Below are 24,392 nucleotides of genomic sequence, written 5' to 3' on the forward strand. Positions count from 1 at the left end.
AAATTCTCCCTGCCATTCTGCTGCTTCTCAGCTGCTTTTCTCCCGGGAGCCCTCCCATGCCTTCTGCGTCCTCCTCCGACATCGACCGCCGGCTCTTCCTCTCCTCGCTGCTCGGCGCCTCGGCGGCCGTGGCCGGGCTCAGCGGCTGCGCGGGCGGCACGGCCGCCGCCGAGACCACGGGCGCCTCGACCGCTCCGCTGGCCACCAAGGTCCCGGCCGGCACCAGCCTGAAGATCGCCTCCTATCTGAACGCCCAGCAATTGCAGTTCAAGCTGGCGAAACTGCCCGAGCTGCCGTTCACGGTGTCGAGCTGGCTGAACATCGGGGCCGGTCCCGATGTCATCAACGCGTTCCGTGCCAAGTCCCTCGACCTCGCCAACAACGCGGGAATTCCGCCGATCCAGGCGCAGTTCCAGGGTTTCGCCGCGAAGATCGTGGCGATCAACATCACCCGCAAGCCGAACTACACGTTCGCCACCAAGCCCGGCAGCGACATCCGCACGGTCGCCGAGTTCAAGGGAAAGAAGCTCGCCTTCTCGCAGGGGCAGGCCCAGGGGGTCGTGCTGCTGCGGGCGCTGAAGGAGGCCGGGCTCGCCTACGACGACGTGCGGCTGGTCCCGCTGACCAGCAACCAGTTCTTCACGGCCCTGCAGTCCGGCCAGGTGGACGTGGCCCCGCTCCCCAACACCCAGGCGCCGGCCTATATCCAGCAGTACGGCGCGAAGGGCGCCCACACGATCGCCACCGACGTCGTCGACCTGCTCAACCTGCTGTGGGCGCCGCAGGCGGTGCTGAACGACAAGGCCAAGGCGGCCGCGGTCGCCGCGTACATCCCGCAGTGGGCCAAGGGCCTGGTCTGGCAGTGGGAGAACCCGGACACCTGGAACGAGGAGTTCTACGTGAAGACCCAGAACCTGACCCTCGCCCAGGCCCAGGGCATCACGAAGCTCGCCAACAAGCCGTTGTTCCCGCCGAGCTGGGACGAGGCGATCAAGTGGGAGCAGGAGACCGCCGATCTGCTGGCGGAGGGCGGCTTCGTGAAGAAGACCGACGTCTCCTCGCTCTTCGACCACCGCTTCGAGTCCCTCGCCGCGAAGGCCGTACCGGCGGAGTACCGGAAATGACCGCCGTGGCCACCGGCACCGTGCCGGTTCCCGTCGAGGAGGAGGCCCGCCGGGTCCGCCCGCGCCGCCGACTCTCGCCCGGCCGCCGGCTGCCCGCCGCCCGGCTGGTCGGACCCCTGGTCTTCCTCGCCGCCTGGGCGATCGCGTCCGCCGCCGGGCAGCTCGACCCGGGCGCCATCCCGGCGCCCTGGACGGTCCTGGACACGGCGTACCACCTGTGGACCGGGGGGACGCTGCGCACGGACATCCTGACCTCCGTGGAGCGGGCCGGGTACGGCTTCGCGATCGGGCTGACCGCCGGGGTGCTGCTGGCCCTGGCCGCCGGGCTCACCCGGACCGGGGAGGCGTTGATCGACGGGACCGTGCAGATCAACCGGGCGATCCCGACCCTCGGTCTGATCCCGCTGTTCATCCTCTGGCTGGGCATCGGCGAGACCTTCAAGATCGCCATCATCGCGATCGTCGTCTACATCCCGGTCTACCTGAACACACATGCCGCGCTGTCCGCCATCGACAGCCGGTACGTCGAACTCGCCGAGGTCCTGGACCTGTCGAAGCTCCGGTTCATCCGGCAGATCGTGATCCCCGGCGCGCTGCCCGGATTCTTCGTGGGACTCCGGCTCGGTGTCACCGGATCCTGGCTCGGTCTGGTCGTCCTGGAACAGATCAACGCCACCAGCGGCCTCGGCTACATGATGTTCCAGGCCCAGAACTACGGCCGCAGCGACATCATCCTGGTCGGCCTGCTGATCTACGGCGTCTTCGGCCTCGTCTCCGACACCGTGGTCCGTGGCATCGAACGGAGGGTGCTGTCATGGCGCCGCACACTGAGCAGCTGACCCGCCCCGCCGTCCGGCTCCGGGGGCTGACCAGGTCGTTCGGGGGCCGCACGGTCCTCGACGGCATCGACCTCGACCTGCCCGCCGGGCAGTTCACCGCCCTGCTCGGGCACAGCGGCTCCGGCAAGTCCACCCTGCTGCGGGCGGTCGCCGGACTCGACCACGGGGTCGCGGGGAGTGGCGAACTCACCGCTCCGGAACGGGTGTCGGTGGTCTTCCAGGACTCCCGGCTGCTGCCCTGGCGCCGGGTGCTGGACAACGTGGTGCTGGGACTGGACGGCAAGGACGCCCACGCGAAGGGCCGGTCGGCGCTCGAAGAGGTCGGCCTCGGCGGCCGGGAGCGGGCCTGGCCCGGCGAGCTGTCGGGCGGTGAGGCACAGCGCGCCGCGCTCGCCCGCTCCCTGGTCCGCGAGCCCGAACTGCTCCTCGCTGACGAGCCGTTCGGGGCGCTCGACGCCCTCACCCGCATCAAGATGCACCACCTGCTGCGCGCGCTGTGGAGGCGGCACCGGCCGTCCGTGCTGCTCGTCACCCACGACGTCGACGAGGCGATCGTCCTCGCCGACCGTGTCCTGGTCCTGGAGAACGGCCGGATCGGCCTCGACCTGACCATCGACCGCGCCCGGCCGAGCGCCCTCTACCGAAAGCAACTGCTCGCCGCCCTCGGTGTCACGGAGGACCCCGCATGACCCGCCCGCTCCACCTCAACGCCTTCCTCATGAACACCGGTCACCACGAGGCCTCCTGGCGCCTCCCGGAGAGCGATCCCTACGCGCACGTCGACCTCGCGCACTACGTACGGCTGGCCCGCACCGCCGAGCGCGGCACCTTCGACTCGCTCTTCCTCGCCGACGGCCCGCATCTGTGGGGCAGCGTCGAGCAGCGGCCCTCCGGGGCGCTCGAACCCCTCACCCTGCTGACCGCGCTGGCGACCGCCACCGAGCACATCGGCCTGATCGCCACCGCCTCCACCTCCTACAACTCCCCCTACAACCTGGCCCGCAGGTTCGCCTCCCTCGACATCGTCAGCGGCGGACGGGCGGGCTGGAACATCGTCACCACCGCGGGGGCGGAGGCGGCCCGCAACTTCGGTCTGGACGCGGAGCCCGCGCACGCCGAGCGGTACGCCCGGGCCGCCGACTTCCTCGACGTGGCCCTGAAGCTCTGGGACAGCTGGGAGGACGACGCGATCGTCGCCGACAAGGCGGCCGGCGTCTGGGGCGACGACGCGAAGATCCACCCGCCCCGGCACCAGGGGCCGTACTTCAGCGTCGAGGGCGCCCTCAACGTGCCGCGCTCCCCGCAGGGTTACCCGCTGCTGGTGCAGGCGGGGTCCAGCGAGGACGGCAAGGCGTTCGCGGCCCGGTACGCGGAGGCGGTGTTCACCGCGCAGCAGACCATCGAGGACGCCCGCGCCTTCTACGCCGACCTCAAGGCCCGTACGGCCGCGGCCGGCCGGGACCCGGACCACATCAAGGTGCTGCCGGGCATCGTCCCGGTGATCGGCTCGACCGAGGCCGAGGCGCGGGCCAACGAGCGGCTCCTCGAGGACCACATCGTGCACCGGCACGGTGTCGACGGCCTGGAGCGGCTCCTCCAACTGGCCCCCGGCACCCTGGAGCTGGACGCGCCGCTGCCGGCCGGCCTGCCGTCCGAGGACGCCGTCGAAGGGGCCAAGAGCCGCTACACGCTGGTCGTCGAACTCGCCCGCCGCGACCGGCTCACCGTCCGGCAGCTGATCGGCCGGCTCGGCGGCGGCCGCGGCCATCTGACCTTCGCCGGGACACCGGAGCAGGTCGCCGACGCGATCGAGACCTGGTTCACCCAGGGCGCCGCCGACGGCTTCAACATCATGCCGCCGGTGCTCCCCTCCGGCCTGGAGGCCTTCGTCGACCACGTCGTACCGCTCCTGCGCGCCCGCGGCCTGCTGCGCGCAGAGTACGGCCCCCGCCGCACCCTGCGGGAGCGCTACGGCCTCCCCCGCCCCGCCAACCAGTACGTCACTCCCGCACTCGCCACCGTCTGAAAGGACGCCCCGCATGTCCATCGAGATCCGCAAGGTCACCGCGAACATAGGCGCCCAGGTCCTGGGCGTGGACATCGCCAAGCCGCTGGACGAGGAGCAGGTCGCAGCGATCCGCGAGGCCCTGAACGCCCACAAGGCCCTGGTCTTCGACGACGTCGACCTCGACGACGCGGGCCAGGAGGCCTTCGCCCGGCACTTCGGCGGCCTCACCACAGCCCACCCGACGGTGCCCGCCGTCGACGGCGCCCCGAACGTGCTGCCCGTCGACAGCGAGCGCGGCCGGGCCAACCACTGGCACACGGACGTGACGTTCGTCCTGAACCCGCCCCAGGCCAGCACCCTGCGCTCCCTCACGATCCCGCCGTACGGCGGCGAGACCCTGATCGCCAGTTCGGCCGCCGCCTACCGCGACCTGCCCGAGCCGCTGCGCGCGCTCGCGGACACGCTCTGGGCGGAGCACACCAACGACTACGACTACGCCGTACCGGACGAGGAGATCGGCGAGGAACAGGCAGCCCAGCGCGCCCAGTTCACGTCGATCAAGTTCCGCACGGTGCACCCGGTCGTCCGGGTGCACCCGCTGACCGGTGAACGCGGCCTGTTCATCGGCGGGTTCGCGCAGCGGATCGTCGGCCTGTCGAAGGAAGAGTCCCGCAAGGTCCTCGACCTGCTCCAGGCGTACGTCACCCGCCCCGAGAACATCCTGCGCCACCGCTGGTCCCCCAACCAGCTCGTCCTGTTCGACAACCGCATCACCCAGCACTACGCCATCGACAACTACGACGGCCGTCCGCGCCGCCTGCACCGCGTCACCATCGCCGGTGACGTCCCGGCCGGCATCGAGGGCAAGGAGAGCTACTCGGTCGAGGGCGACGCCTCGCACTACACGCCCGTGGCCGCATGACCCCGGGCGCCGCCGCCGGCTGACCCCGCCCCTCCCGCCGAGGCCCTCACGTGACGACACGTGGGGGCCTTCTTCCTTGCCCACACCGCCCTTCTTGTTGCTAACGTGTACTTGCAAGTCCATTGCAACAAGCGGTCCGGAGGGGATTCACGCCCATGCCCGTCTACACGCTCCCTGAACTGCCCTACGACTACTCCGCGCTGGCGCCCGTGATCAGCCCCGAGATCATCGAGCTGCACCACGACAAGCACCACGCCGCCTACGTCAAGGGCGCCAACGACACGCTGGAGCAGCTCGCGGAGGCACGGGACAAGGACAGCTGGGGCTCGGTCAACGGCCTGGAGAAGAACCTGGCGTTCCACCTGTCCGGCCACATCCTGCACAGCATCTACTGGCAGAACATGACCGGCCCGAAGGACGGCGGCGGCGAGCCGCTGGCCGCCGACGGCGTGGGCGACCTGGCCGACGCGATCACCGAGTCCTTCGGCTCCTTCGCCGGCTTCAAGGCCCAGCTCACCAAGGCCGCCGCCACCACCCAGGGCTCCGGCTGGGGCGTCCTCGCCCTCGAGCCGCTCAGCGGCCGGCTGATCGTCGAGCAGGTCTACGACCACCAGGGCAACGTCGGCCAGGGCTCCACCCCGATCCTGGTCTTCGACGCCTGGGAGCACGCCTTCTACCTCCAGTACCGGAACCAGAAGGTCGACTTCATCGACGCCATGTGGGCCGTCGTCAACTGGCAGGACGTGGCCCGCCGTCACGAGGCGGCGAAGTCCCGCGCGGATGTGCTGCTGCTGGCTCCCTGAGCCACCGATGCGCCCTGCCTCGTGATCGTCTTCTCACCGCTCACGGGGGCAGGCGGAAAAAGAAGGCCCCCGCGAGGACGTGACTCGCGGGGGCCTTCCCGTAGGGGTTCGTCAGGGCATGCGCCCGCGACCTGATCGGGCCTACAGGTTGCTGAAGTCGGGGCCCTTGGTGCGGGTCCGCTTGATCTCGTAGAAGCCGGGGACGGAGGCGACCGCGAGGGTGCCGTCCCACAGGCGGGCCGCCTCCTCGCCCTTGGGGGCGGGGGTGACGACCGGGCCGAAGAAGGCGATCTGCTCGCCGTCCGCGCCGGGGACCGCGATGACCGGGGTGCCGACGTCCTGGCCGACCTTGTCGATGCCCTCCTTGTGGGAGGCGCGCAGTTCGGCGTCGAACTCGAAGTCCTCCTGCTCGGCGTAGTCGATCAGGTCGGCGGGCAGACCGACGTCCGCGAGGGCGCCCGCGATGGCCTCCAGGGTCGGGCCCTCGCCGTTGTTGTGGATACGGGTGCCGAGCGCGGTGTACAGCGGGCCGAGGATGTCGGAGCCGTGCTTCTGCCAGGCCGCGGTCACCACGCGGATCGGCTTCCAGGCCTTGGTCTCCAGCAGCTCGCGGTACTCCTCGGGCAGCTCGTCGAGCTTCGGCTCGTTGAGGACCGCGAGGCTCATGATGTGCCAGCGGACCTCGATGTCGCGGACCTTCTCGACCTCCAGGACCCACCGGGAGGTCATCCAGGCCCAGGGGCAGAGCGGGTCGAACCAGAAGTCGACAGGGGTCTTGCCGGAACTCGTCACGGTCTCGGACATGGCTCTCCTCGGAATACGGTCCCTTTCCCAGCCGCAACACCGCCGTCGGTCACCCCATTCCCGGATCCCCCGGTCAGGTGCGCATGGGAGTATCGGTGCTGTTCCGGCGTACCGACAACGATGAGGGAGTGCCCCCCGTGCCCGGTGAGAATCTGTCCCGCGACGAGGCCCGAGAGCGGGCCGCCCTGCTGTCGGTGGACGGCTACGACGTGTCGCTGGACGTGCGGTCGGCCGTCGGCGAGGGCGAGGGCGAGGGCGAGCCGCGCACCTTCCGCTCGGTGACCACGATCCGCTTCCGCTGCAGCGAGCCGGGCGCGGCGAGCTTCGCCGACCTGATCGCGCCGAGCGTGACCGCGGTGACCCTGAACGGCAAGGACCTGGACCCGGGCGAGGTCTTCGACGGCACCCGGATCCTCCTGGAGGACCTGGCCGCGGAGAACGAGCTGGTGGTGGACGCCCGGTGCGCCTACTCCCGCACCGGCGAGGGCCTGCACCGCTTCGTCGACCCCGAGGACGGCGAGGTCTACCTCTACACGCAGTACGAGCCGGCCGACTCCCGCCGGGTCTTCGCCAACTTCGAGCAGCCGGACCTCAAGGCGCCGTTCCGCTTCGAGGTGCGGGCGCCCGAGGAGTGGACGGTGTGGAGCAACGGGGCCGGTGAACTCGCCGACGGGGTGTGGCGGTTCGCGGAGACCAAGCCGATCTCGACGTACATCACCTGCGTGGTGGCGGGCCCGTACCACTACGTGACGGACGCGTACGCGCGCACGCTCCCCGACGGGACGACGCTGGAGATCCCGCTCGGCGCGATGTGCCGCAAGGGCCTGGCGCCCTACTTCGACGCGGACGACGTCTTCCTCGTCACCAAGCAGGGCCTGGACTTCTTCCACGACCACTTCGACTACCCGTACCCGTTCGGGAAGTACGACCAGGCGTTCGTGCCCGAGTACAACCTCGGCGCGATGGAGAACCCGGGTCTGGTGACGTTCCGGGAGGAGTACATCTTCCGGGGCAAGGTGACCCAGGCGTCCTACGAGGCGCGCGCCAACGTCATCCTGCACGAGATGGCGCACATGTGGTTCGGCGATCTGGTCACCATGGTGTGGTGGGACGACCTGTGGCTGAAGGAGTCCTTCGCGGACTTCATGGGCACCTTCGCGAACGTCAACGCGACCCGTTTCAGCAACGCCTGGACCACCTTCGCCAACCGCCGCAAGGCCTGGGCCTACCGCGCCGACCAGCTGCCGTCCACGCACCCGGTCACCGCCGACATCCGCGACCTGCAGGACGCGAAGCTCAACTTCGACGGCATCACCTACGCCAAGGGCGCCTCCGTCCTCAAGCAGCTGGTGGCGTACGTCGGCCAGGACGCGTTCCTGGAGGGCGCCCGCCGCTACTTCAAGCGCCACGCGTACGGCAACACGCGCCTCGGTGACCTGCTGTCGGTCCTGGCGGAGACCAGCGGCCGGGACATGAGCGCCTGGGCGCGGTCCTGGCTGCAGACGGCGGGGGTGAACTCGCTGACCCCGCAGGTGCTGCTCGACGGCGAGGGGCGGGTGGCCGAACTGGCCGTGCTGCAGGAGGCGGCCGAGTCACACCCCGAGCTGCGTCCGCACCGGGTCGCGATCGGCCTGTACCGCGTGTCGGACGGCCGTCTGGAGCGGTACGCGCGCGTGGAGGCGGACGTCGACGGCCCGCGCACGGTGATCGCCGACCTGGCGGGCGCCGAGGCCCCGGAGCTGGTCCTGGTCAACGACGACGACCTCACCTACTGCAAGATCCGCTTCGACGACACCTCACTGGCGACGCTCCGGGACCACCTGGGTGCCCTGACCGACCCGCTCGCCCGCGCCCTGTGCTGGTCGGCGCTGTGGAACCTGACCCGGGACGCGCTGCTGCCGGCCCGGGACTTCGTCGACCTGGTGCTGCGGTTCGCGAGCCGCGAGTCGGACATCGGGGTGCTGCAGATGCTGCACGCGTGGGCGAACACGGCGCTGGTCGGCTATGTGGCGCCCGAGTGGCGGGAGACGGCCGGGCCGCGGCTCGCCGAGGGCGCCCTGCGGGAGCTGCGGCAGGCCGAGCCGGGCAGTGAGCACCAGCTGGCCTGGGCGCGGTTCTTCGCGTCGACGGCGGCGGACGGGCCCGACTTCCGGCTGCTCCAGGAACTGCTGTCGGGCACGGCCACGATCGACGGCCTGGACGTCGACCAGGAGCTGCGCTGGGCGTTCCTCGAACCCCTCGCCGCGCACGGCGCGGCCGACGAGTCCGCGCTGGCGGCCGAACTGGCCCGCGACGACACCGCGTCCGGCAGGCGCCACCAGGTGCGCTGCCTGGCCGCCCGGCCCTCGGCGGCGGTGAAGGCGCAGGCCTGGGCGCAGGTCGTGGAGTCGGAGGCGCTGTCCAACGCGCTGGTGGAGGCGACGATCACGGGCTTCGCCCAGCCGTCCCAGCGGGACCTCCTGGCGCCCTACGCGGAGAAGTACTTCGAGGTCATCGCAGGGATCTGGGAGGACCGCTCGATCCAGATCGGCATGGACGTGGTCCGGGACCTGTACCCCTCGCTCCAGGACCGCCCGGAGACGCTGGAGGCGACGGACGCCTGGCTGGCGGCGCACGCCGACGCGCCGCCGGCACTGCGCCGGCTGGTCCTGGAGGCCCGCGAGGACCTGGCCCGGACGCTGCGCGCACAGGAGTGCGACGCGAGGGCCGCCGGCGCCTGACCTTTGGCCTTGGGTTTCCCGCCGGGTGACCGTTACGGAATTCAGTCAATCATGGCCGTAACCCCTGGTCCGCACCCGATCGGACCAGGGGTTTTCACCTCCTACTCGGCACTCGAACACCTGACCTTTAGCACCGTCTTGTCCGTATTCTTCAACAGGAACGTAACAGCGGTTACCGGGCAGACCGGACGCGGGAATCTCCGGTCCATGACCCACAACACCCCACTCTCCCCCCGCCCTCTCCGTCACCTCTCCGACGTCCACCGCCGGGTGCTGACGACGGCTCAGCTCCGTTCCCACGGTGTCCCGGCCACCGAGATCGCCGAGCAGTGCCGGGCGGCCGGTCCCTGGCAGCAACTGCTCCCCGGTGTGATCCTGCTCCACCCCGGCCCGCCGACCAGCGAGGAACGCCTGCACGGAGCGCTGCTGTTCGCCGCCCGCGAGGCGGCCCCCGGTGTCCCCGTCCAGCCGAGCGCCGACTCCCCGCACCGCCCGGTCTACCCGGAGGCGATGATCACGGGCCTGGCCGCGCTGACCCTCCACGGCTTCTCCTCCACCCCGCCGCTCCTCTCCCTGGACCACGTGGACGTGCTGGTCCCGCGCCTGCGCCGGATCCGCTCCACCTCCTACGTCCGCGTGCTCCGCACCCCGGCCCTGCCGACCCCCGAGCCGGTGACGGGCCTGCCCGTCGCCCCGGTCCCCCGCGCCCTCGCGGACGCGGTGGCGGACCTGACCGACGCGGAGGCGGTACGCCGGCTGCTGACGGAGGCGGTCCGCGGCCACCACTGCGAACCGGCCGCGGTGGTACGGGCGCTGAACGAGGCGAAGCTGCTGTCCCGCCCGCATGTGGTGGACGCCGTCGACTCGCTGGTCGCCGAGGGCCGGGCCATCGCCGAGGACCGCCTCTACCGGATGGTCCGCGAGTACGGCCTCCCCGACCCGGTGTGGAACGTGGACCTGCGCCTCCCCGGCGGCCCCCACCTGGGCGGTCTGGACGCCTACTGGCCCGAGCAGGCCGTCGCCCTCGAACTGGACACCCGCGCACCGCGGCAGGGCCACCGGCAGGACGACGACGCCCTGTGGTCCGAATACGCCCGCAAGCGCGAGCACCTGGAGCGGCTGGGCATCACCGTCGTCCACCTCACCCCGAAGAAGCTCCGCGACGCGATGGAGCAGCAGGCGGCGGTGGTCCGTACGGCTCTGATGGCGGCCGACGACCGGGACCCGGCCGCGTATGTCGTGGTGCTGCCCCGATAACGGAGGGGGATCACGGAGGGGAGCGGAGGGGCCGTCGGTCCGGAGGGGGACCGACGGCCCCTCCTCGTGCCGTCGGGTGCCGTCGGGTGCCGCCGGGGGCGACGCCCGAACGCCGGCCGTCAACCCGCGCGCCCTCGGCGACCAGGTCCTCCACAGCGTCCTGCGTGACGCCCCGCTCCCCCGGTGACCCGCCGGCCCCGCCCCGCTACTGCCCGCCGACGCCCGGGCGCAGCTCGTCGCGTACGTCGCCGGCGACACGGGCGAGCAGGTCGGCGTACGCGGCGATCATCCGCGTACGGCTGAACCGCTCGCGGCTCGCCAGCAGCGCCGGTGCGAAGGCGTCCCGTTCGGCCACCGCCGCCGACCACGCAAAGGCGATCGCGTCGGGGTCGAAGGACGTCACGAGACCGTGTCCCTCGACGATCGACGCGCTGTCGCCGACGTCCGTCGTCACCGGTACGGCGCCGCACATCATGCCCTCGATGAGGCAGAGCGGCGCCGCCTCCCCGGAGACGGAGGTGAGGGCGACGACGTCGGAGCCGGCGTAGACGGCCTCCATGTCGTGCCGTACGCCGAGAAGGTGCACACGGTCGCCGAGGGCGGCCCGGTCGGCGCCGAAGGCGATCTCCATGTCGGCCCACAGGGCGGCGTTGTCCTCGGTCATCCCGGCACCGCACATGACCACGTGGCCACCGCCCTCGCGGGCCAGCCAGGCGCGGGCCGCCCGCAGGAAGAGCGGCACGTTCTTCATCCCGGCGTACCGGGCGGCGAAGACGACGACGGGGGCGGTGGCCGGGATCCCGGCGGACTCGCGGAACGCCAGGCGCACCGCCGCGTCCGGGCGGAAGCGGAGCAGATCGACCCCGTTCGGGATGACGTGCAGCAGCTCACCCGGGATGCCGGCCGCCTCGTACGCGTCCCGCGTCGACTCGGCGCAGCACACGCACGCCACGACCTTGCCCTCCGCGATGGCGGTCTTCAGCTCGTCCAGCGCCGGGCCCTGGTTCTCCGGGTCGGACCGGTGCAGGCAGACGACGACGGGACGACGGGGCAGCCCGCCCTGGTTGAGGAGGGCGAGGGGCTGTTCCTTCAGCGAGAGGATGACGTCCGCACCGGCCATGGCCCGCGCGGTATCGGCCAGCTCGGGACCGCTGAAAACCGACGCCGCGACCGTGCCGTCGACGAGGCCCGCGGTGCGGCCGAGGGAGGTGACGTCGATGCCACCGGCGGTGAGCGCGCGGTAGCAGGCGTCGTCCTCCATCCGTTGGGTGGTGGCTTCCCGGTGGACCTCTCCGTGCAGACTCAGCACCCGATGCCACTGCTGGCCGCCCTCCACCAGGCCCAGCAGGACATCACTGTGCACGATCCGGGCTCCCCCGGAGAAAAACCCCTCGTAGACCGAGAGGACACGAAGTCCGAGCCGAGCGTCCACACGACCACCTGCCTTGCACCAGATCGAGCCATCCCCGAGAACCGCGGGTTAGCCGATATGAGGCGGTACGGACGTTTCATTCGGATGAACGGTATGTCTCGTATCGGAGTCCGATTCATTTACACGGCGGGTACCGGGACGGTCACTCGCGGCATCGCCCGACGACCTCCGCCGCCACCCCTCTGACCTGCGGTTTTACGGGATCTCTCCGGGGTGGCGGGAGGTGCGGGACCGCCATGGCCGAGGGCAAAAAATCGGCAAGCGCGCCACCCGAACGTACGACGGTGTCAGTGACGGCTCCGGCGGACGTTGAGCCGGGCGGCCTGGCGGGTCAGATGATCGCGTTCGGCGAGGTCCGTCGCCTTCCGGGCCGCCTCGGCGTACAGCCGTGCCGCGGTCGCCGGGTCGCCGTCGCGTTCACGGAGGTAGGCCTCGGCCGCGGTGTGCCGGGGCAGGGCGGGGTCGAGTGCCGCGAGCGCGGCCAGGCCGGCCCGGGGTCCGTCGGCCTCGCCCACGGCGACCGCGCGATTGAGCCGGACCACCGGGCTGTCGGTGAGGCGGGCGAGTTCGTCGTACCACTCGACGATCTGCACCCAGTCGGTCTCCTCCGCGGTGGGCGCGTCCGCGTGCAGGGCGGCGATCGCGGCCTGGGCCTGGAACTCGCCGAGGCGGTCGCGGGCGAGGGCCGCCTGGAGGATCCCGACGCCCTCGGCGATCAGACGGGTGTCCCAACGGCTCCGGTCCTGCTCGGCGAGCGGCACCAGGCTGCCGTCGGGCGCGGTGCGGGCCGCGCGCCGGGCGTGGTGGAGCAGCATGAGGGCGAGCAGCCCGGCCACCTCGGGGTGGGCGAGCCGGGCCGCGAGCTGCCGGGTGAGCCGGATGGCCTCGGCGGCGACGTCGACGTCGCCGGAGTAGCCCTCGTTGAAGACGAGGTAGAGGACGCGCAGCACGGTGGCGACGTCACCGGCCTGGTCGAACCGCACCCCGGAGACGGTGCGCTTGGCCCGGCTGATGCGCTGCGCCATGGTCGCCTCGGGCACCAGGTAGGCCTGGGCGATCTGCCGGTTGGTGAGTCCGCCGACGGCCCGGAGGGTGAGCGCGACCGCGGAGGACGGGGTGAGGGACGGGTGGGCACACAGGAAGTAGAGCTGGAGCGTGTCGTCCAGCGCGGGCGCCGGCCCGGGGGCCGGCGCCTCGTCGACGAGGTCCTCACGCCGGCGGCGGGCGGCGTCCGCCCGGGTCGCGTCGAGGAACCTGCGCCAGGCCACGGTGACCAGCCAGCCCTTCGCATCACGCGGCGGGTCGGCGGGCCACACGCGGACCGCCTCGACGAGCGCGTCCTGCACGGCGTCCTCGGCCGCCGCGAAGTCGGCTCCGCGGCGGACGAGGATCCCGAGCACGCTCGGCGTGAGGCTCCGGAGCAGAGCCTCGTTCACTTCCGAGGTCATTCCGTGACCGTGGGCCGCACTCCGTAGAACGGGCGCAGCTCCAGCCACTCGTGGATCGGCCTGCCCCCGGCCCCGGGGGCGGCCGACAGCTCCCCCGCCAGCTCGACGGCCCGCTCGTAGCTGTCGACGTCGATGATCATCCAGCCGGCGATGAGGTCCTTGGTCTCCGCGAACGGTCCGTCGGTGACCGGCGGCCGCCCCTCACCGTCGTAGCGGACCCACATCCCCTCGGGGGCGAGTGCCTGCTCGCCGACGAACTCGCCGGTCTTCTCCAGCCGGGCCGCGAAGTCGTTCATGTACTGGATGTGCGCCGTGATCTCCTCGGGCGCCCACTGGTCCATGGGTACGTCGTTGACTGCGGCCGGGGCGCCCCGGTAGTGCTTGAGCAGCAGGTACTTGGCCATGATGGTTCTCCTCGGTGCTCGTGCGACCCATTGTGGCCGCGCTCACCCCTGGGACGGAGCGGACCGCGGGTTCTCGACATCGCCGCCGGATTTTTTTCCGGGCCCTCACGGAAGGCGCTCAGCCCCCGCAGAACTCCGCGTCGAGGACGGTGCCCGGGTCGCCCGCCCAGTCGCCGTTGAAGTTCGCGGCCAGGGCGTGGCGGCCGTCGGCGGTGGTGGCCGCCGTGGAGGAGGAGCCGTGGATTCCGCCCTCGTGGCCCCAGACGTGGACACCGCAGGAGAGGGTGTGGTCGATCAGGCCGAGGCCGTAGGCGCTGTTGGGGATGCCGGGGACGGGGACCGTGGTCTTCATCTCCTTCAACTGGTGCGGGGTGAGGAGCTTCCCGCGGAACAGGGCCTCGTAGAAGCGGGTCAGGTCGGAGCCGGTGGAGATCAGCTCGCCGGCGGAGGAGGCCATGGAGGGGTTGAGGGCGGTGACGTCGTAGGTCGGGCCGGACGGGTCGGTCAGTTTCGAGTAGGCGCGGCTGCTCGGGTGCGGGAGGGTGGTGCGGGTGCCGGGGAGGGACGTGCCGGTGAGGTGGAGGGGCCGGATCACCCGGTTCGTGATCTCCTCGGCGTAGGAGCGGCCCGTCACCGCCTTGATCACCATGCCGGCCAGGATGTAGTTCGTGTTGGAGTAGGCCCAGCTCGTGCCCGGCGCGAAGTCCGGCTTGTGCTTCATCGCGATCGCGACCAGCCCGGCGGGCGTCAGCGTGTCGTAACGGTGCTGGAAGAAGCCGTCCTTCGTGAAGTACGTGCGGCCGAAGTCCTCGTCCGCCGTGTAGTCGAAGATGCCGCTGGTGTGGTTGAGGAGCCGGCGGACGGTGACGCGGCGACCGTCGTTGCCGTGGCCGGTCACCACTCCCGGCAGCCACTTGTCCACCGTGTCGTCCAGGGACAGGCGGCCCTCCGCCTCCAGTTGGAGCAGCACGGTGGAGACGAAGGTCTTCGTGATGCTGCCGACCCGGTAGCGGTCGGCGGCGGAACGCGGGGCTCCGGTCCGGGTGTCGCCCACCCCGGCCGTCGTCGACCAGGTGCCGTGCGGGTCACGGGCCGTGGCCGTCACCCCGGGTACACCTGCCCCGACCGCGGCCCGCACCGCCTCGCGGGTGGCCTGGTGGCCGGCGGCGGGCGCCGCCACCGCCGGTGCCGCCAGTGCCGCGGACAGGGCCGCCGCCGTGGCCGCCATCAGTGTCGTACGCAGGAACATGTCTCTCCCCCGGTCGGGTGGCCGGTCGGGTCACCGGTCGGGGGAAGGGACACCGTCGTGATCGGGGAGGTTGCCCGCTGTGGGCCGGTTGGGTGAGTTTCAGCCCTTCTTCAGGACCAGCTCGGTGTTCCGGTCCACGGCGTTGCCGCCCAGGACCTTGCTGGAGCGGGGGGCGTTGAAGGCCAGCTCGCGGTAGAGGGCGGCGAGGCCGGTCTGGGAGAGGTCGGAGAAGTCCGTGCGGTGCGGGGCCGCCGACTCGATCAGCGTGGTGAAGAGCGAGACCGTGCCGTCCTTGTTGTCCGCCAGCTCCACGACCCGGGCGAGCTGGGGGTAGTCGACGTGCGAGGCGGTGGTGATCTCCCAGAAGGAGTTGCCGTTCGAGGCCTTGTGCGGGGTGATGAGGTTGCGGTGGATGTGGCCGTTCACCCAGGCCAGCACGTTGGCGTGGCGGTTGAGGAGGGTGACCAGCTCGGCGCCCGAGTGGCGGCGGTCGCCCGGGTGGGCAGGGTCGGGGCGGGTGTTGGTCATCGTCTGGCTGGTGTGGTGGCTGAAGACGACGGCGTAGGAGTCCTTGTTCTCCCGCAGGGTCTTCTCCAGCCAGGCCAGTTGGGCCGTGCCGATCGATCCGTCGTAGTGGCCGCCGGCGTCCGTCGTGTCCAGGCTGATGCCGATGACGTCGTCGGAGACACGGAAGGCGTAGTACTGGGTGCCCGCGGCCAGGTTCGCCGAGGAGTAGCCGTGGCCGACCGGGCCGACGCCCTGGTAGGCCGGGTCCAGGTGGGCCTTGAGGTAGTCGGCGGCCGTGTACGGGGCACGCTTGTCGTCCGCGGTGACCGAGCGCATGGAACGGGCGTGGGCCTTGAGGAAGTCGCGGTAGCCGCTGCCCTTGGGGTCCTGGGCGGTGCGGATGGAGTCCTGGAGCTTCTTGGCCTCGGCGTCGGTCACCGTCATCAGCTTCTTGCCGGCGACCGCGGCCGCGGCGAGGTAGGGGTCGGCGTGCGAGCCGTAGCAGCCGAGCGGCAAGTTGTCGTGGTTGCCGACGGTGGAGTACCAGGGGAGGTTGAGGCCGGGGCTGTTCACCTCGCGGATCGCGGCGGCGAGGAAGCCGGCGAGGTGCGGGAAGCCGAGCGCCTTGTCGTTGTCGCGGGCCGTGGCGGAGGCCTGCCAGTACAGCTTGAGGCCGCTGTTCTGCACGCCCTCGTAGTGCTTGGGGTCACCGCTGTTGGGGGTGATCCGGCCGCCGCTCATCACCTTCATGAACCACTCCAGCTCGGAGTGGGCGTTGTTGTCGGTGTTGTCGCCGGTCGTCATCACGAAGTGCAGCGGGGAGCCGGTGACCGGGGCGCCGCGCAGCGCGTTCACGCGCTCGACGAGGGAGATGGCGCCGGGCACGGTGAGCGCCTCGTGGGGGCGCCAGGCGTGCGGGTCGTGGGCGCGCAGGTATTCGAGGCGCAGCGGGTGCTGGACGTCCATCAGGTGCAGGTCGGTGAACTGCACGAACGCGGCGAGGGCGGTGCGGCGGCCGGCCCGGCCGGATGCGGCGGCGGCCAGATCGGAGCGGACCACGCGTGACCAGCCGGCGCCGTCGCCGAGCCGCCGGTACCCGGAGCCGGCGCGGGGCGCGGCGACGGAGGCGAGGGTGGTGCCCTTGGTGTACGGCGCCAGGGGGGCCGCGGCGGCCCTGCGGCCCTCGGCGACCGGTTCCTGCTCCGCGGTCGCGGCGGGCGCGGCCTGGCTGTCGGTGGGGCGCAGGGCGTAGCCGACGCCCGCGGAGAGCGAGACGGCTCCGGCGGCGGCGAGCACGGTACGGCGGTTGATCTCCAGTGCCTCGCGGCCCTTCTGGGCCGCGGAGGTGGCGACTGAGCGTATGCGCGACATGGCGCGGTCTCCCCGAGTGCGAACGCGTCCGGCAGTGGTCGCGGGCGATCGCTTCCGCGAACTTCCCGCTCACTCTGGATCGTTGGCACCGGGGATGGCCTGCGCGTGAACGCGGCGGCAACGCGCAGCGCCGATCACCGTACGTGGATCAGGTGAGGTGGGGACCGGTCATGGAGCGGATTGCGGGTGGCCGGGGGGCGGCTACTCCGCGTTCATCTGCCGGGGTAGGGGAGGGGCTCCGACGCTGACGACTGCTACGACCGCTCTTCGGCAAACCGCCCCGCCGCGGGCCGCTCCCGCCACAACCGCAGGGCGATATCGATCAGCGGGACGCGCCGCAGGGCCGGTACGGCGTCCAGGTCCTGCCAGGCGGCCATGTCGGTGGAGCCGCCGATCTCGTTGCGCAGTTCGCCGCCGACGATCTCAGCGGTGTAGATGATCCGCACGCCGTGGTGGTCGGTGGGCAGGCGCAACGGGCCCTCGGCGGCGAAGTGGCACCGGAAGGAGTCGATGCCCAGCAGTCCGGTCACCTCGATGCGGTAGCCGGTCTCCTCCATGAGCTCGCGGCGGACCGTGTCGTACGGGTCCTCGCCGTGCTCCATGCCGCCGCCGGGCAGGACCCACTCGGGTATGCCGTCGTCGTCCGGTGACCGGGCCAGCAGGACCTGTCCGTCACGGACGCACACGGCGTAGGCCGCCACCCTCAGCTTCTCGCGCACAGGGGCACGTTAGGGCGCCGGGACGCGCCGGGCCACCGGGTTTCCGCGACAGGGCCGCGGGGCGACCAAGGGGTGACCGGGGGTTTTCCCCATACGTTCATATCGATTCGGTCAACGTTCTCAAAAGGCCGTTTTCTTGGGGAAAGCTGTGCGCCAATGCGCCGGTACTTGACCAAGTCCCGCGCGCCCCATGCTCGTTCCTTTACCTACAAGGGATGCAGATGACCCTCGCCCCCCAGCACGACCCGATACCGGGCCACAGACGCCTGGGCCGGATAGCCGTCGCCGTCGGTGTGGTGGCCGCGCTCTCGGCCGCCGGGCCGATACCCCTGGCCGCCGCCTCGACCTCGTCCCCGGCCGCCGCCACCGCCACCGCGGAGGCCAAGTCGGCCCACGACAAGCTCGGTTCGGACGACGCCGAACTGCTCGCCGAGGCCAAGGCCGACGGCACCAAGAACGTCACCATGATGATCGCGACCGCGCCGGGGCAGACCGAGCAGGTCGCGCAGGAGCTGGACGGCGTCAAGGGCGGCTCGGTGGGCCGTACGTACGACAAGGTCGGCTATGTCCGCGCCACCGTCCCGACCGGCCGGGCGGACTCGGCGATCGCCGCCGCCGCGAAGCTGTCCTCGGTGCACGCGATCGACCTGCGCCAGGAGATCCAGCTCGACGACCCGGCGGTGTCGGACACCGCCAAGTCGGCCAAGGCCGCGAAGACCTACCCGGCGCCGAACAAGAACACCCCTGCCGAGAACCCCTACAACCCCTCCTTCGAGACGGGTGCCGTCGACTTCGTCAAGGAGAACCCGAAGGCGGACGGCCGGGGCATCACCATCGGCATCCTGGACTCCGGCGTCGACCTCGGCCACCCCGCGCTGCAGAAGACCACCACGGGCGAGCGGAAGATCGTCGACTGGGTGACCTCGACCGACCCGGTCAACGACGGCGACGGCACCTGGCGGCGGATGACCGTCCCCGCCTCCGGCCCGGCGTTCTCCATCACCACGGCCTCCCAGGGCACGGAGACGTTCAAGGCGCCGGAGGGCTCGTACAGGTTCAACTACATGTACGAGTCCGCCACCACCGGTGGCGACATGAAGGGCGACCTGAACCGCGACGGCGACACCACCGACGCCTGGGGTGTGCTGTACGACGCGGCCTCCGGCACCGTGCGCGTCGACACCGACGACGACCTGGACTTCACCGACGACGTGCCGATGAAGCCGTACAAGGACGGCTACCAGATCGGCTACTTCGGCACGGACGACCCGGCCACAGATGTCGTCGAGCGCATCCCGTTCGTCGTCGAGATCCGCAAGGACGTCGTCTACAACGCGTCCGGTGCCAAGGCCGACTACGTCAACATCGGCGTCATCGAGTCCGAGCACGGCACCCACGTCGCCGGCATCACCGCCGCCAACGGCCTGTTCGGCGGCAAGATGAACGGCGCGGCTCCCGGCGCGAAGATCGTCTCCTCCCGGGCCTGCACCTGGACCGGCGGCTGCACCAACGTCGCCCTCACCGAGGGCATGATCGACCTGGTCGCCAACCGGGGCGTCGACATCGTCAACATGTCGATCGGCGGCCTCCCGGCACTGAACGACGGCAACAACGCCCGTGCGGAGCTGTACACCCGGCTCATCGACACCTACGGCGTGCAGCTGGTCATCTCCGCCGGCAACGAGGGCCCCGGCGCCAACACCATCGGCGACCCCGGCCTCGCCGACAAGGTGATCTCGGTCGGCGCGGCCATCTCCAAGGAGACCTGGGCCGCCAACTACGGCTCCCAGGTGACGACCAAGTACCAGCTGCTCCCCTTCTCCTCGCGCGGCCCGCGCGAGGACGGCGGCTTCACGCCGACCCTGGTCGCTCCGGGCGCCGCGATCAACACCACCCAGACCTGGCTGCCGGGCTCCCCGGTCGCCGAGGCGGGCTACTCGCTGCCGGCCGGCTACTCCATGCTCCAGGGCACCTCGATGGCGTCCCCGCAGGCGACGGGCGCCACGGCGCTGCTGCTGAGCGCGGCCAAGCAGAAGGGCATCGCCCTCTCCCCCGCCGACCTGCGCACCGCCCTCACCTCGACCGCCGACCGCATCAAGGACGTGCAGGCGTACGAAGAAGGCGCGGGCCGCATCAACATCGTCGACGCGTGGGAGTCCATCCGCGACCACGCCACCGCGCACGACTACACCGTGAAGGCGCCGGTCGACACCGCGATCGACTACGCGCTGAAGACCCCGGGCTACGGCACAGGGCTGTACGACCGTGAAGGTGGTCTCAAGGCCGGGCAGAAGAAGACGTACGACGTCACGATCACCCGTACCTCCGGCGCGGACACGGCGATCCGGCACGAGCTGCACTTCGAGAACAACGCCGGGCACACCTTCAAGATCGTCGGCTCGGACGAGGTGAAGCTACCGCTGAACCAGCCGGTGACGGTCAAGGTGCAGGCGCGGGCGAAGAGTTCGGGCATCAAGTCCGCGATCCTCGAGGTCGACGACCCGAAGACCGAGGGCGTCGACAAGCAGATCCTGACGACGGTCGTGGTCTCCACTCCCCTCGCCTACACCTACTCCGGCTCGGGTTCGGTGCAGCGCAACAGCTCCACCTCGTACTTCGTGACCGTGCCCGAGGGCGCCACCTCTCTCGAGGTCGCGATGAGCGGGCTCGCCGACAAGAGCCAGACGCGGTTCATCGCCATCCACCCGTACGGCGTCCCGGTCGACGAGTCCGGCACCCCGTACTGCTACAACAACTACCTGAACGGCAACGGCTGCAAGCCCGACGTCCGTTCGTACGCCGACCCGCAGGCCGGGGTCTGGGAGATCGAGGTCGAGGCGCGCCGCACCTCCCCGCTGCTCGACAACCCCTACAAGCTGGGCGTCACCGTGCTCGGCGCGGCCTTCGACCCGGAGACCGTGACCGTGCCCGAGGCCAAGGCCGGCGTCCCGGTCGTCGCCTCCTGGAAGGTGGCCAACAAGTTCGCCGCGCTCGACGGCAGGCTGGTCGGCGGTCCGCTCGGCTCCTCGAAGACGGCCCGTCCCTCGATCAAGGAGGGCGAGGTCCAGACCACCACGGTGACCGTGCCGGCGGGTGCGAAGTCGCTGGACGTCGCGATCGGCGGCGTCTCCGACACGGCCGCCGACCTCGACCTGGCGGTGTACGACGCGTCCGGCACGCAGGTCGGGCTGTCCGCCGACGGCGACTCGGAGGAGGCGGTGTCCATCGCCTCGCCGGCCGCCGGCACCTACACCGTCGAGGTCACCGGCTACTCGGTGCCGTCGGGCGCCACCGACTACGACTACCGGGACGTGTTCTTCTCCGCCGCGCTCGGCACGGTCACGGTCGACGAGTCGACGCCGGTCGAACTCGGCACCGGCGCCTCGGCCACGGTGACCGGCCAGGTCACGGCGGCCACGGCGGCCCCCGAGGGACGTGAGTTCTTCGGCCGGGTCCAGCTGGTCAACGCACGCGGCACGGTCGCGGGCGTCGGCAGCGTGAAGATCGAGAAGGTCGTTCCGTAGCAGGTCCGATGCTGAGGCGGGCGTCCTTCGGGGCGCCCGCCTCTTCACGTGCCCGGGCAGGTCGTCGTCCGGGACCCGGGCAGGTCCCGGACGATCCAGGCGCGCTCCCGCGCGATCCCGGCCTCGCCGACCGCGTACAGGTCGGCCACGGTCCGGCCGCGGGTGACGCCGACCAGCAGCCGGGCCCCCGCGCTGATCCGGGCGTCGGACGCGACGACGACGTCGACCTCCCCGGCGGTCTTCGCCGGTTTGTAGGCGTGGGTCACGCGCAGGGTGACGCGTTCCGTGCCGGTGTCCGGGAGCTGTCGTACGCCGGTGACGGTGCCCTCGGCCACCAGCCGGGCGCAGGCCAGATAGCCGGGCCCGGTGGTGGGCTTCGCGCCCGAAGCGCTGTCGGCCGCCTTCTCGCCGGCGCTGCTGTCGGACCCCGCCCCGCTCGGGCCGTGCGCCGCCAGCCAGCCGAAGCCGAGCACGACCGAGGCGAACGCGGCGGCGAGGGCGCCCGCGATGCCGAGGGCGCGGAGGCGGGGGTGCCGCCGGGGACGCGGCCGGGGCCGGGCCGCGGGGCGGGCCGCGGGCCGGGGGCCGGCGAGGGCGTCCCCGATGAGGCCGAGCCGTTCGCGCAGGATCTCGGTATCCGCGGTGGCCGCCCGGTACTCGGCCATGAAGGCGGGGTCGGCACGCTGCGCGTCGCTCGGTTCCGCGTCCATGAGTACGGCCAGCAGGGCGTCGTCGCCGTCGTGACGGTCGTCTCCGGCGGTCTGTCCGGCGGTCATGTCACACCACCTCGTCCTCGTGCAGGCGGGCGCGCAGGGCGCGTACCGCCGTGTGCAGCCGGCTCTTGACCGTGCCCTCGGGGATGCCGAGTTCCTCGGCTATCCCGCGCACCGGCAGGTCGGCGTAGAAGCGCAGGACGAGGACCTGGCGCTGGGCGTCCGGCAGTTCGTCCAGGCCGCGGGCGACGGAGACGGAGAGCAGGCTGCTGTCCTCGCCGTAGGTGTGGTCGGGGATGCGGAGGGCGGCCAGCCGTTCGCCGATGCGTTCCTGGCGGCGCTTGGCGCGGTGCCAGTCCATGGCGAGGTTGGAGGCGACCACCGCCGCCCACGCCGAGACGTCCCGCGGTGCCTCCCGGCCGCTCGCGGCCCGCTCCAGCAGCCGCAGGCGGACCTGCTGTACCCCGTCCAGCAGGTCCGCCTGCGGTACGCCGCCCAGCGCGAGCACCGCCCGCACCCGGCGCTCCTGGTCCGCGTCCAGCGGATCACCGTGCTGGTCCCCCTGGACCCGGCGGGCCTTTCTGCGCAGCACAACCCACCCCCCTCACCGCGTTTCTCCTACGACGCCGCGGCCCCCGGAAACGTTCGGACGACTCCGGGAAATCTTTTCCGAGGCGTACGTCACACCGGCGCGCCACGCAGCACAGCTTGCGGTACGAGGGCCGCGGAGAGGAAATTTCTGCAGCTCAGCGTGGGTGCCGACGGGAGTTCCACAGGCCGTGAGGTCCGTTCGGAGGGTATGGCGGGCAAAGGATTGGACAGGCTGACCCGGGTCGGCCGCATGATGGAAAGGCCGCAGACACACGTCAACGTTCGCAAAGGGAGTCACCGTGAGGGTCGGAATCGTCGGAGCCACCGGTCAGGTCGGCACGGTCATGCGCGGAATCCTCACGGAACGCGACTTCCCGGTCACCGAGCTGCGGCTGTTCGCCTCGGCCCGCTCCGCCGGAACCGTGCTGGACGGCGTGACGGTGGAGGACGCGGCGACCGCCGACTACACCGGCCTGGACATCGTGCTGTTCTCGGCGGGCGGCGCCACCTCCAGGGCGCTCGCGGAGAAGGTCGCCGCCCAGGGTGCCGTCGTCATCGACAACTCCTCCGCCTGGCGCAAGGACCCCGCGGTCCCGCTGGTCGTCTCCGAGGTGAACCCGCACGCGATCGCCGACCGTCCCAAGGGCATCATCGCCAATCCGAACTGCACCACGATGGCCGCGATGCCGGTCCTGAAGGCGCTGGACGCGGAGGCGGGCCTTCAGGCGCTGGTCGCCACCACCTACCAGGCGGTGTCCGGCTCCGGTCTCGCGGGCGTCGCGGAGCTGCACGGGCAGGTGCAGAAGGTCGCCGCCGACGCGGACAAGCTCACCCACGACGGCGCGGCGGTCGACTTCCCCGAGCCGCAGGTCTACAAGCGGCCCATCGCCTTCAACGTCCTCCCCTTCGCCGGCAACCTCGTCGACGACGGTCTGAACGAGACCGACGAGGAGCAGAAGCTGCGCAACGAGTCGCGCAAGATCCTGGAGCTGCCCGACCTCAAGGTCTCCGGCACCTGCGTCCGCGTCCCGGTGTTCTCCGGCCACTCCCTCCAGGTCAACGCCCGCTTCGCCCGCCCGATCAGCCCCGAGCGCGCGACCGAGCTGCTCGCGGACGCGCCGGGCGTCGAGCTCTCCGACATCCCGACCCCGCTGCAGGCGGCCGGTCAGGACCCCTCGTACGTCGGCCGGATCCGCCGTGACGAGACGGTGGACAACGGGCTCGCGCTGTTCATCTCCAACGACAACCTCCGCAAGGGCGCTGCGCTGAACGCCGTGCAGATCGCGGAGCTGGTGGCGGAGGAGCTGTCGGCGAAGTAGGGGGGCCGGACCGGCGAAGTAGGAGGCCGGGCGCCTCAGGGGGTGCCGCGTCGCGCCGTCGCGCGGGTGCGGCGCCGTCCTGGCCGGTCGCGCGCGGGTGCGGGGCCGTCCTGGCCGGTCGTGCGCGGGTGCGGGGCCGTCCTGGCCGGTCGTGCGCGGGTGCGGGGCCGTCCTGGCCAGTCGCGCGCGGGTGCGGCGCCGTCCTGGCCCGTCGCGCGCGGGTGCGGGGCCGTCTTGGCTGGTCCCGCGCGGGTGCGGCGCCGTCCTGGCCGGTCGCGCCGTTCCCCGTGCCCCTTCGGGCGCGTTGCGGCGAGGTTCGTCATCGAAGGGGAACCCCGACCCGCGTCAACGCGCTGGTCGTGGGCCGCACCCGCACCGAGATGACGGACCGGGCCGTGCGGACGCTGCCCGAGCTGCGGGCGCGGTTCGAGGGGGGGACACTCCAGAAGCGGATGACCGGCCCCGCCGAGGTCGCCGAGGTCGCCGAGGCCGCGCTGTGGCTGTGCGGCGACCGTTCCTCCTTCGTCACCGGCGCGGCGAGGCCGGTCGACGGCGGCACGACGGCCACCTGACACCCCCGGCCAAGGGATCTCTGGGGTTTTCCCTCGTCGCCCCGGGCCAGGGTCCCGTGGAAGGAT

Annotated in this window: 20 protein-coding genes; 11 read left to right on the forward strand and 9 right to left on the reverse strand. The window is 71.5% G+C overall.

From position 1 onward, the window contains the following. Window positions 1–56 precede the first annotated feature (56 nt). The 6 genes from AB0N16_RS26325 (at window position 57) to AB0N16_RS26350 (ending at window position 5,696) form a co-directional block, all read left to right on the forward strand. Entirely contained in the window at window positions 57–1,124 is a 1,068-nt protein-coding gene (locus AB0N16_RS26325; RefSeq protein WP_365800708.1) for an ABC transporter substrate-binding protein, read from the forward strand. After that, the gene (locus AB0N16_RS26330) at window positions 1,121–1,963 is read left to right on the forward strand and encodes an ABC transporter permease (protein ID WP_365800710.1); all 843 of its coding nucleotides are present in this window, start codon (window positions 1,121–1,123) and stop codon (window positions 1,961–1,963) included. Before AB0N16_RS26325 ends, AB0N16_RS26330 begins: the two co-directional genes overlap by 4 nt. After that, on the forward strand, window positions 1,939–2,652 hold the full coding sequence (locus AB0N16_RS26335) for an ABC transporter ATP-binding protein (RefSeq protein ID WP_365800712.1): 714 nt from the start codon (window positions 1,939–1,941) through the stop codon (window positions 2,650–2,652). Before AB0N16_RS26330 ends, AB0N16_RS26335 begins: the two co-directional genes overlap by 25 nt. Continuing rightward, a complete protein-coding gene (locus tag AB0N16_RS26340; RefSeq protein WP_365800714.1) occupies window positions 2,649–3,989 on the forward strand; it encodes an LLM class flavin-dependent oxidoreductase in 1,341 nt (446 codons plus the stop codon). The genes AB0N16_RS26335 and AB0N16_RS26340 overlap by 4 nt, the downstream gene beginning before the upstream one ends. A gap of 13 nt (window positions 3,990–4,002) precedes the next feature. Then, window positions 4,003–4,893: a TauD/TfdA family dioxygenase gene (locus AB0N16_RS26345; protein WP_365800716.1), complete on the forward strand. Its 891-nt coding sequence runs from the start codon at window positions 4,003–4,005 to the stop codon at window positions 4,891–4,893. A 155-nt stretch (window positions 4,894–5,048) separates the two neighbouring features. Next, complete coding sequence (locus AB0N16_RS26350; RefSeq protein WP_365800718.1) at window positions 5,049–5,696, forward strand: superoxide dismutase; 648 nt, start codon at window positions 5,049–5,051, stop codon at window positions 5,694–5,696. A gap of 141 nt (window positions 5,697–5,837) precedes the next feature. On the opposite strand, the gene AB0N16_RS26355 is transcribed toward AB0N16_RS26350, so the two are convergent. Continuing rightward, complete coding sequence (locus tag AB0N16_RS26355) at window positions 5,838–6,500, reverse strand: DsbA family protein (protein WP_365800720.1); 663 nt, start codon at window positions 6,498–6,500, stop codon at window positions 5,838–5,840. 137 nt (window positions 6,501–6,637) lie between these two features. Here AB0N16_RS26355 and pepN point away from each other — a divergent pair, with 137 nt between their 5' ends. Next, window positions 6,638–9,220 (forward strand): aminopeptidase N, encoded by a 2,583-nt coding sequence (pepN, locus tag AB0N16_RS26360; protein ID WP_365800722.1) that lies wholly within the window; start codon window positions 6,638–6,640, stop codon window positions 9,218–9,220. A gap of 207 nt (window positions 9,221–9,427) precedes the next feature. Further along, window positions 9,428–10,477, forward strand: a complete 1,050-nt coding sequence (locus tag AB0N16_RS26365; RefSeq protein ID WP_365800724.1) for a hypothetical protein — start codon at window positions 9,428–9,430, stop codon at window positions 10,475–10,477. Window positions 10,478–10,682: 205 nt separating this feature from the next. Here the strand turns inward: AB0N16_RS26365 and AB0N16_RS26370 are convergent, their stop codons facing one another. The 6 genes from AB0N16_RS26370 to AB0N16_RS26395 form a co-directional block, all read right to left on the reverse strand. Then, the gene (locus AB0N16_RS26370; protein ID WP_365800726.1) at window positions 10,683–11,840 is read right to left on the reverse strand and encodes a glycosyltransferase; all 1,158 of its coding nucleotides are present in this window, start codon (window positions 11,838–11,840) and stop codon (window positions 10,683–10,685) included. A gap of 356 nt (window positions 11,841–12,196) precedes the next feature. Beyond that, window positions 12,197–13,345: a DUF6596 domain-containing protein gene (locus AB0N16_RS26375; protein WP_365801179.1), complete on the reverse strand. Its 1,149-nt coding sequence runs from the start codon at window positions 13,343–13,345 to the stop codon at window positions 12,197–12,199. Window positions 13,346–13,353: 8 nt separating this feature from the next. Then, window positions 13,354–13,761: a YciI family protein gene (locus AB0N16_RS26380; RefSeq protein ID WP_365800728.1), complete on the reverse strand. Its 408-nt coding sequence runs from the start codon at window positions 13,759–13,761 to the stop codon at window positions 13,354–13,356. Window positions 13,762–13,879: 118 nt separating this feature from the next. Then, window positions 13,880–15,010: a serine hydrolase domain-containing protein gene (locus tag AB0N16_RS26385; RefSeq protein WP_365800730.1), complete on the reverse strand. Its 1,131-nt coding sequence runs from the start codon at window positions 15,008–15,010 to the stop codon at window positions 13,880–13,882. A 99-nt stretch (window positions 15,011–15,109) separates the two neighbouring features. After that, window positions 15,110–16,888 (reverse strand): TIGR03767 family metallophosphoesterase, encoded by a 1,779-nt coding sequence (locus tag AB0N16_RS26390; protein ID WP_365800732.1) that lies wholly within the window; start codon window positions 16,886–16,888, stop codon window positions 15,110–15,112. A 254-nt stretch (window positions 16,889–17,142) separates the two neighbouring features. Then, window positions 17,143–17,607 carry an NUDIX hydrolase gene (locus AB0N16_RS26395; protein ID WP_365800734.1) on the reverse strand — a complete coding sequence of 155 codons (465 nt, stop codon included), beginning with the start codon at window positions 17,605–17,607 and terminating at the stop codon, window positions 17,143–17,145. A 221-nt stretch (window positions 17,608–17,828) separates the two neighbouring features. On the opposite strand from AB0N16_RS26395, the gene AB0N16_RS26400 reads away from it, so the two are divergent. After that, window positions 17,829–21,131 (forward strand): S8 family serine peptidase, encoded by a 3,303-nt coding sequence (locus AB0N16_RS26400; protein WP_365800736.1) that lies wholly within the window; start codon window positions 17,829–17,831, stop codon window positions 21,129–21,131. Between the two features lie 44 nt (window positions 21,132–21,175). Here AB0N16_RS26400 and AB0N16_RS26405 read toward each other — a convergent pair whose 3' ends face one another. Then, the gene (locus tag AB0N16_RS26405) at window positions 21,176–21,907 is read right to left on the reverse strand and encodes a hypothetical protein (RefSeq protein WP_365800738.1); all 732 of its coding nucleotides are present in this window, start codon (window positions 21,905–21,907) and stop codon (window positions 21,176–21,178) included. Window position 21,908: 1 nt separating this feature from the next. Then, window positions 21,909–22,436, reverse strand: coding sequence for a sigma-70 family RNA polymerase sigma factor (locus AB0N16_RS26410; protein WP_365800740.1), 528 nt, complete (start codon window positions 22,434–22,436; stop codon window positions 21,909–21,911). Window positions 22,437–22,734: 298 nt separating this feature from the next. On the opposite strand from AB0N16_RS26410, the gene AB0N16_RS26415 reads away from it, so the two are divergent. Together AB0N16_RS26415 and AB0N16_RS26420 are read left to right on the forward strand one after the other, a co-directional pair. After that, complete coding sequence (locus AB0N16_RS26415; protein ID WP_365800742.1) at window positions 22,735–23,754, forward strand: aspartate-semialdehyde dehydrogenase; 1,020 nt, start codon at window positions 22,735–22,737, stop codon at window positions 23,752–23,754. Window positions 23,755–24,041: 287 nt separating this feature from the next. After that, a complete protein-coding gene (locus AB0N16_RS26420) occupies window positions 24,042–24,326 on the forward strand; it encodes an SDR family oxidoreductase (protein ID WP_365800744.1) in 285 nt (94 codons plus the stop codon). Window positions 24,327–24,392: the final 66 nt, after the last annotated feature.

Source organism: Streptomyces sp. NPDC051105, from assembly GCF_040682795.1.
GTDB lineage: Bacteria > Actinomycetota > Actinomycetes > Streptomycetales > Streptomycetaceae > Streptomyces.

Coding starts and splice junctions, on each gene's coding strand:
- AB0N16_RS26365 (WP_365800724.1), top strand. CDS start 9,428: ATGACCCACAACACCCCACTCTCCCCCCGCCCTCTCCGTCACCTCTCC.
- AB0N16_RS26385 (WP_365800730.1), bottom strand. CDS start 15,010: ATGTTCCTGCGTACGACACTGATGGCGGCCACGGCGGCGGCCCTGTCC.
- AB0N16_RS26330 (WP_365800710.1), top strand. CDS start 1,121: ATGACCGCCGTGGCCACCGGCACCGTGCCGGTTCCCGTCGAGGAGGAG.
- AB0N16_RS26405 (WP_365800738.1), bottom strand. CDS start 21,907: ATGACCGCCGGACAGACCGCCGGAGACGACCGTCACGACGGCGACGAC.
- AB0N16_RS26390 (WP_365800732.1), bottom strand. CDS start 16,888: ATGTCGCGCATACGCTCAGTCGCCACCTCCGCGGCCCAGAAGGGCCGC.
- AB0N16_RS26335 (WP_365800712.1), top strand. CDS start 1,939: ATGGCGCCGCACACTGAGCAGCTGACCCGCCCCGCCGTCCGGCTCCGG.
- AB0N16_RS26325 (WP_365800708.1), top strand. CDS start 57: ATGCCTTCTGCGTCCTCCTCCGACATCGACCGCCGGCTCTTCCTCTCC.
- AB0N16_RS26355 (WP_365800720.1), bottom strand. CDS start 6,500: ATGTCCGAGACCGTGACGAGTTCCGGCAAGACCCCTGTCGACTTCTGG.
- AB0N16_RS26340 (WP_365800714.1), top strand. CDS start 2,649: ATGACCCGCCCGCTCCACCTCAACGCCTTCCTCATGAACACCGGTCAC.
- AB0N16_RS26345 (WP_365800716.1), top strand. CDS start 4,003: ATGTCCATCGAGATCCGCAAGGTCACCGCGAACATAGGCGCCCAGGTC.
- AB0N16_RS26350 (WP_365800718.1), top strand. CDS start 5,049: ATGCCCGTCTACACGCTCCCTGAACTGCCCTACGACTACTCCGCGCTG.
- AB0N16_RS26400 (WP_365800736.1), top strand. CDS start 17,829: ATGACCCTCGCCCCCCAGCACGACCCGATACCGGGCCACAGACGCCTG.
- AB0N16_RS26380 (WP_365800728.1), bottom strand. CDS start 13,761: ATGGCCAAGTACCTGCTGCTCAAGCACTACCGGGGCGCCCCGGCCGCA.